Consider the following 5,223-nt stretch of genomic DNA (forward strand, 5'->3'; position numbering starts at 1 on the left):
CTACGATGCCCCACGGAGCGACCAACCACTGGTCGCAATCCAATAGATCGAGCCTCCAGTAGAACCAGGGCGGTTCACTTCGTGTGTGAGGGGGCAGCATCTGCGGGGCCTGTACAGGCCCCGTCCCGGGTACGCCTGAGCTCGGGTACATGCTCCAAGCCTAAAACCGGACACCGACGTCGGCGTGCACAAAAGCTGCCACGTCGTATGTCGGCAGTCATTGCGGCACTGCCGATTTAGTGCATCAGCGCTAGTCCCGGCGCCACGCGGCGCCCATAATGTCGGGATCATCGACGTCGGTCGCCGCCGCGGCGGCGCGGTGCAAATCGTCGACAGTCATGATGCGGGCGGGCGGGAGGTCGTTTTCATCGTCGTCCGGCCCGGACCAATCGGGGCTGGGCTGGTTCATCTGTTCGCGGATGGCGGCCACACGAGCTGCACGTTGCGGGTCTGCTAGCAGTCTGGCTAAGCGTGCGCTGCCACGATCTTGGGCGGTCATGAGTGAAATCATCCTCTGCGCCTCGGACGCTGCAATGTGACCCAGTGATCCTACTTTTGGTAGGACGATGGGTATGGAGAAAGACGAGGTGTCGGCTGGGCTCAACCGATCCGAATTCGTGGAGCAAGCATTGCGCCACGAGCATCTCTAGATCGCGCTGAAAAGCTACACAACGACACCCGCCGCCGCGCTGAACATCGACGACTACGCGCAGAAGATCTATCGGGCGAACCGGGCCTCCGGTCTATGACCGCTCCCGGCGACATCGCACCACGTCCGCGGCGTGACGGGTGGACCGGTGATCAATGAAACCAGGCTGGTTGGGTGTATCGGCGGTGCAGCCATTCGTCGATGACTTTGCGTCCGTACGTCTGTTGCGTGCGGATCATGGCTTGGGTGGCTTCTGCTCGTGCGGACGCTGAGGCGCGAAATTCGAGGCGCCGGGTGACGAGGGTTTCGGGGGCATGGTGTTCGCAGTTGGCGAAGTCGTGATTGCCCAGGTAGAGCGCAGGTTCTGAGCATTGTGACCCGTCGTCGTTGGTGGCCCGGCACCGTTGTTTCCGGTCGTAGTCATAGAAGGGCGGCGCAGCCACTGCCTCGGCTAATGCAGGGTTGGTCTGTTCCAGTCGTGTCGGTTCGGGGTTCATTTGGGTGGCTCCGCGCTTCACCGCTATGTAGTGCCTCGTGGTGATGTTCCAGGGCAATGTCTCGCTGGGCCGGCCATCGACGAGTTCGGCGCCTTGACAGATCAAGCTGGCTGCCTCTCTGGTTTGTCGGGCGCGGTGTTCGAGCATGTGCAGGTTGGATTCCAGAGTCCGCATGTCCAGGTCGATCTGGTTGGTGAGCGCCTGGATCACCAATCGGCACTCCACTAAGCGCAGGCACAGTTCGTCGAGAGCGTCAGCAGCTGTGAGCCCGTCGCGCGGCGTCGGTGAGGTCGATGCAGCCTGACCCGTCTGCAGGGCATTGGTTCTCGAATCGTCCATCCTGGTTTTGCCCGTCGCCCCTTACTTGTGGGTGGCCGTAGACCCGTTACCCGGCGGCTCGGAGATGGTGCTTGCAGTTGACCGGATGACGGTATGCGGTTGTCTCTGGATACGGTCGCACGGGAAGTATGCGCGCTGACTGTCTGCCGTGGCTGGAAGAATGGCAGTAGTTGGACGACCTTTGCTTGGCTGAGGCTCACTGATGAGGGGCTCGCCCTTTGGCCGGCCCGCTAGCTCGACTCTCTCAACGCACCGCTGCTTTGCCCAACGGTGGGAACGTCTCATTTCTAAAGATTCGAGGTCGATCAGTTCTTGTCTCATTGTCGGGAGCTGAGTTCGGTTCAACGGAATGAGCCTGGGTCATGTGTGGTGGGTGGTGTTGCCGCCGTGGCGTTTGGCTTCGAACATGGCGCGGTCGGCTTGGGTGATCGCGGTGTGCAGCACTTGGTGCGGATCTGCGTCGGGTGCGAGGAATTGGGCACGGTTCATGGTGGTCACGCCGACACTTGCGGTGATTTCGGGTTGATGACTCGATGTTGTGATGGATTGTCTGATCTGCTCTGCGATCAGCCCGGCCTGATCGGGTGGGGCGAGATCGATAATGACGAACTCCTCACCGCCTACCCGTGCGACGAGCGCTGTCGGACTGGTGGTTTCCCTGATGTGTTGGGCGCAGCGCACCAGCACCTTGTCACCGACAGCATGGCCGAAAGTGTCGTTGATCTGCTTGAACCGGTCGATGTCAACCACGATCACCACAACTGCGTCCTCGCGGGATGTGGCCTGGTTGAGCAGATCACCAATGTTGAGGTGGAGGCCGCGGCGGTTCAGCGCGCCGGTGAGCGGATCGGTGGATGATTCGATGGCATCCATGCGCAGGGTGTGGATGCCGAATTGCACTCCCAACGATGTGGACACCACCGGTACCACTGCCCCAAGGATCCCGACGACAGCCCAGCTGTCGCTGCCGAGGCCGTTGTGCGCGCCGGTGAGGGCGATGAAGCTCAGTGTGGTCAGCAGGATCAGAGCCGAATGCAGCGCCAACGCTTTAGGTCCGTCGAAGAACACCAGATACACCGAGATCAGGGCGAAGAAGTTCAGTGCGAACAACCCGGTGAGCCAGTGGGAATCGATCAGCGCCAGCATGGTGATGCCGATATCGGCGGAGGTGATGAACATCCGGGATCGCCGCAGCGAAGGCCACGGGCGGGTGCACCAGCTCAGCGCCCAGAACACGTTGAGCGCGGCAAACAGGACCACCACGATCTGCGACGGCGCACTGGAGGTGGGCAGCAGCATCGCCACGGAAACGACGGCGGTCAGCCCGATCCCGGCCCCGATCATCAGCGCTATCGCGCCCGCCATCGCCCGTTGGGCGAAAAACTGGACGTATCCGGTGTAGTCGATGGGCTGGTGCCACCATTGGGCCATCAGCCGACAAAACGTCAGCAGGCTTCGGCGATTGGTGCGCACCCCCCGCCCCCCCTTGGTGTGATGAGCGCCCCCCGTCCGAGGGGTCCGCAAGTACCAAACCGACCATTCCGGCTATCACAAGGAGCCTAACCCGCCTCGGCAATGGGGCATGTCACCAATTACATCCGGCATGCTCCGCAGCGGGATCGGCAAACTCCACCTCTATGGCGTAGCGTGCCGCACTTCGTCGGTGGCGTTGAGCCGAGCCAGGTGCCGTGCGAACCCCATCGGCCTCACATGTTGAATGTGCCCTCGGCCGACTCGTTGCGTTTGCCTGTGCGGGGTTGCCCGTGACTGTTGTCGTCGAGGAGGGCGGCTAGTTGTGCGGCCAGGGTGAGCGTGGCGGTGTCGAGGCCCTCGCAGATGTCTCGGTGAATGTCTGAGTGTGAGCGTCTCGCAAAAATGCTGCCCCACACCGCGGGAGCGGCGGCATCGGCGAGGTGCTCGCACGCGTAGCGCTCCACGCTTGCGGTGAGTTGGCCGTAACCGCAGCGCCGTAGGGCGGCGTTGATTTCGTCGCGCGCCCGGGCGTAGGTGTAGTGCGCGTAGATCTTGCCCGGGATCTGGTCGCCCCGGCAGTCGCCGAGATTCCAGCTGTCCGGGTCGTGCAACCCACGGGCGAGGCGGTGCGCGGTTGCGTAGCCGGCACCGACAACCACCGTGGTCGTCCAGGCAATGAGCCGGGCCCGCTCACGAGCACCGGGTCGTGGCGGCCCGATGGGAGACCGGTGTGGGCTGTGCGGGCTCGTCACTGGTGGCCTCCGCCCAGTGCTGCGCTCTCGACGCGCTCAGCGGTGTGGCTGTCGGCTGCCGCGCCGCCCAGGCGGCGTTGCAGGGCATCTCCTTCGATGTCGAGGTCGGGCAGCAGGCGATCCAGCCAGGCTGGGATCCACCAGGCTTTGTCGCCGAGGGCGGCCATGACAGCCGGCACCAGGGTCATGCGGACCAGGAAGGCATCGATGAGGATGCCGATGGCCAGGGTGAAGCCGACCTGGGCGATCATCGGTTCGGGGTTGAAGATGAACCCGGCGAAGACACTGGTCATGATGATCGCGGCCGCGGTCACGACTTTGCCGGCCATCCCGAAACCTTGTGTGACAGCGTGTGTTCCGTGGTGGCCGTGGGTGTGGGCTTCTTTCATCGACGAGACCAGGAAGACTTCGTAGTCCATGGCCAGGCCGTAGAGCACACCGGTGGCGATGATGGGCAGCAGACACAGCACTGGGGTGGTGGAATCCATACCAAGAAGCGGCTGCCCCCAGCCCCATTGGAACAGCGCGGTGGTCGCACCGAAGGCCGCACCGATGCTGAGCAGGAACCCCAGGGTGGCCTTCAGCGGGATCAGGATCGAACGGAACACCAGCAGCAGGATCACCAGGGACAGACCGACCACGATGGCCAGGTAGACCGGCAGTACGTCGGCGAGTTTGTCGGTCACGTCGATCCCCAGAGCGGTGAACCCGGTGACACCGATATCGGCCCCGGAGTGCGCGGCGATCATCGGGGCCTGCTCGCGTAGCGCGGTCACGATATCGGCGGTCGAGGTGTCGGTAGGCCCGGTCGCGGGGATGACGGAGAACAGCACAGTGTTTCCGTCCACGCCGGTTCCGGCGACCGATACTGCGGCGACCCCATCCACACGCTGGAGATCCTCGGCGATCACCCGGGTCGCCGTCGGCGGCAGTGGTGCGTCACCGCGATGGGTCGCCGTCACGACCAGCGGACCGTTGGAGCCGGGGCCGAACGCCTCGGCAACCACATCGAAGCTCTGCCGTTGCGCGGTGTCGGGGTGATAGCTCGCCCCTGAGGGCAGACCCAGATTCATATCCAGCGCGGGGACCGCGAGCAGACCGGCGATACCGACCGACGCGGCAATGGCGAGCAGTCGGTGCTTGGTCACGAATTGGGACCACCTATCGGCGACCCGGTGGGCTGAGCCGCTGGCCGCCGCTGTCGTCGCGGCCCGCGCGCGGGTTTTCGGTGAGCAGATGTTTTCCCCGACAAGCCCGAGCAGCGCGGGCAGCAGGGTGAGTGCGGCCAGGACCGCGATCCCGACGGTCGCCGCGGCTGCCAGCGCCATCGTGGTCAGGATCGTGATGTCAACGATGATCAAAGCCAGCAGCGCGATGATGACCGTGGCACCGGCAAAAAACACCGCACTACCGGCCGTTCCGACCGCTCGTGCGGCGGCTCTGTTGCAAAGATTGGCGGCAGTCAGAGGTAGGCTGTCGCTCTGCGCCGATCAGGCGGCTGCTGCGAAATGGT

At 63.8% G+C, this 5,223-nt stretch carries 5 protein-coding genes and 1 pseudogene; 1 reads left to right on the forward strand and 5 read right to left on the reverse strand.

The features are described from left to right. Positions 1–250 precede the first annotated feature (250 nt). On the reverse strand, positions 251–430 hold the full coding sequence (locus ACAG25_RS24565; protein ID WP_244880935.1) for a hypothetical protein: 180 nt from the start codon (positions 428–430) through the stop codon (positions 251–253). Between the two features lie 157 nt (positions 431–587). Here ACAG25_RS24565 and ACAG25_RS24570 point away from each other — a divergent pair. After that, positions 588–749 (forward strand): annotated as a pseudogene (locus tag ACAG25_RS24570) (antitoxin); the annotation flags it as partial. A gap of 52 nt (positions 750–801) precedes the next feature. Here ACAG25_RS24570 and ACAG25_RS24575 read toward each other — a convergent pair. From ACAG25_RS24575 to ACAG25_RS24590, 4 genes are all read right to left on the reverse strand, one after another. Further along, entirely contained in the window at positions 802–1,485 is a 684-nt protein-coding gene (locus ACAG25_RS24575; protein ID WP_011896311.1) for a hypothetical protein, read from the reverse strand. A gap of 360 nt (positions 1,486–1,845) precedes the next feature. Next, the gene (locus ACAG25_RS24580; RefSeq protein WP_011896312.1) at positions 1,846–2,958 is read right to left on the reverse strand and encodes a diguanylate cyclase; all 1,113 of its coding nucleotides are present in this window, start codon (positions 2,956–2,958) and stop codon (positions 1,846–1,848) included. A 233-nt stretch (positions 2,959–3,191) separates the two neighbouring features. After that, positions 3,192–3,617, reverse strand: a complete 426-nt coding sequence (locus ACAG25_RS24585) for a hypothetical protein (RefSeq protein WP_370491045.1) — start codon at positions 3,615–3,617, stop codon at positions 3,192–3,194. 89 nt (positions 3,618–3,706) lie between these two features. Continuing rightward, positions 3,707–5,113, reverse strand: coding sequence for an MMPL family transporter (locus ACAG25_RS24590; RefSeq protein WP_370491046.1), 1,407 nt, complete (start codon positions 5,111–5,113; stop codon positions 3,707–3,709). Between the last annotated feature and the right edge of the window lie 110 nt (positions 5,114–5,223).

Origin of the sequence: Mycobacterium sp. pV006 (assembly GCF_041287115.1) — a bacterium.
In the GTDB taxonomy this organism is placed as follows: Bacteria; Actinomycetota; Actinomycetes; order Mycobacteriales; family Mycobacteriaceae; genus Mycobacterium.

Bases quoted from the DNA above. Each gene is read 5' to 3' on its own strand.
- ACAG25_RS24575 (WP_011896311.1), bottom strand. From the start codon at position 1,485: ATGGACGATTCGAGAACCAATGCCCTGCAGACGGGTCAGGCTGCATCG.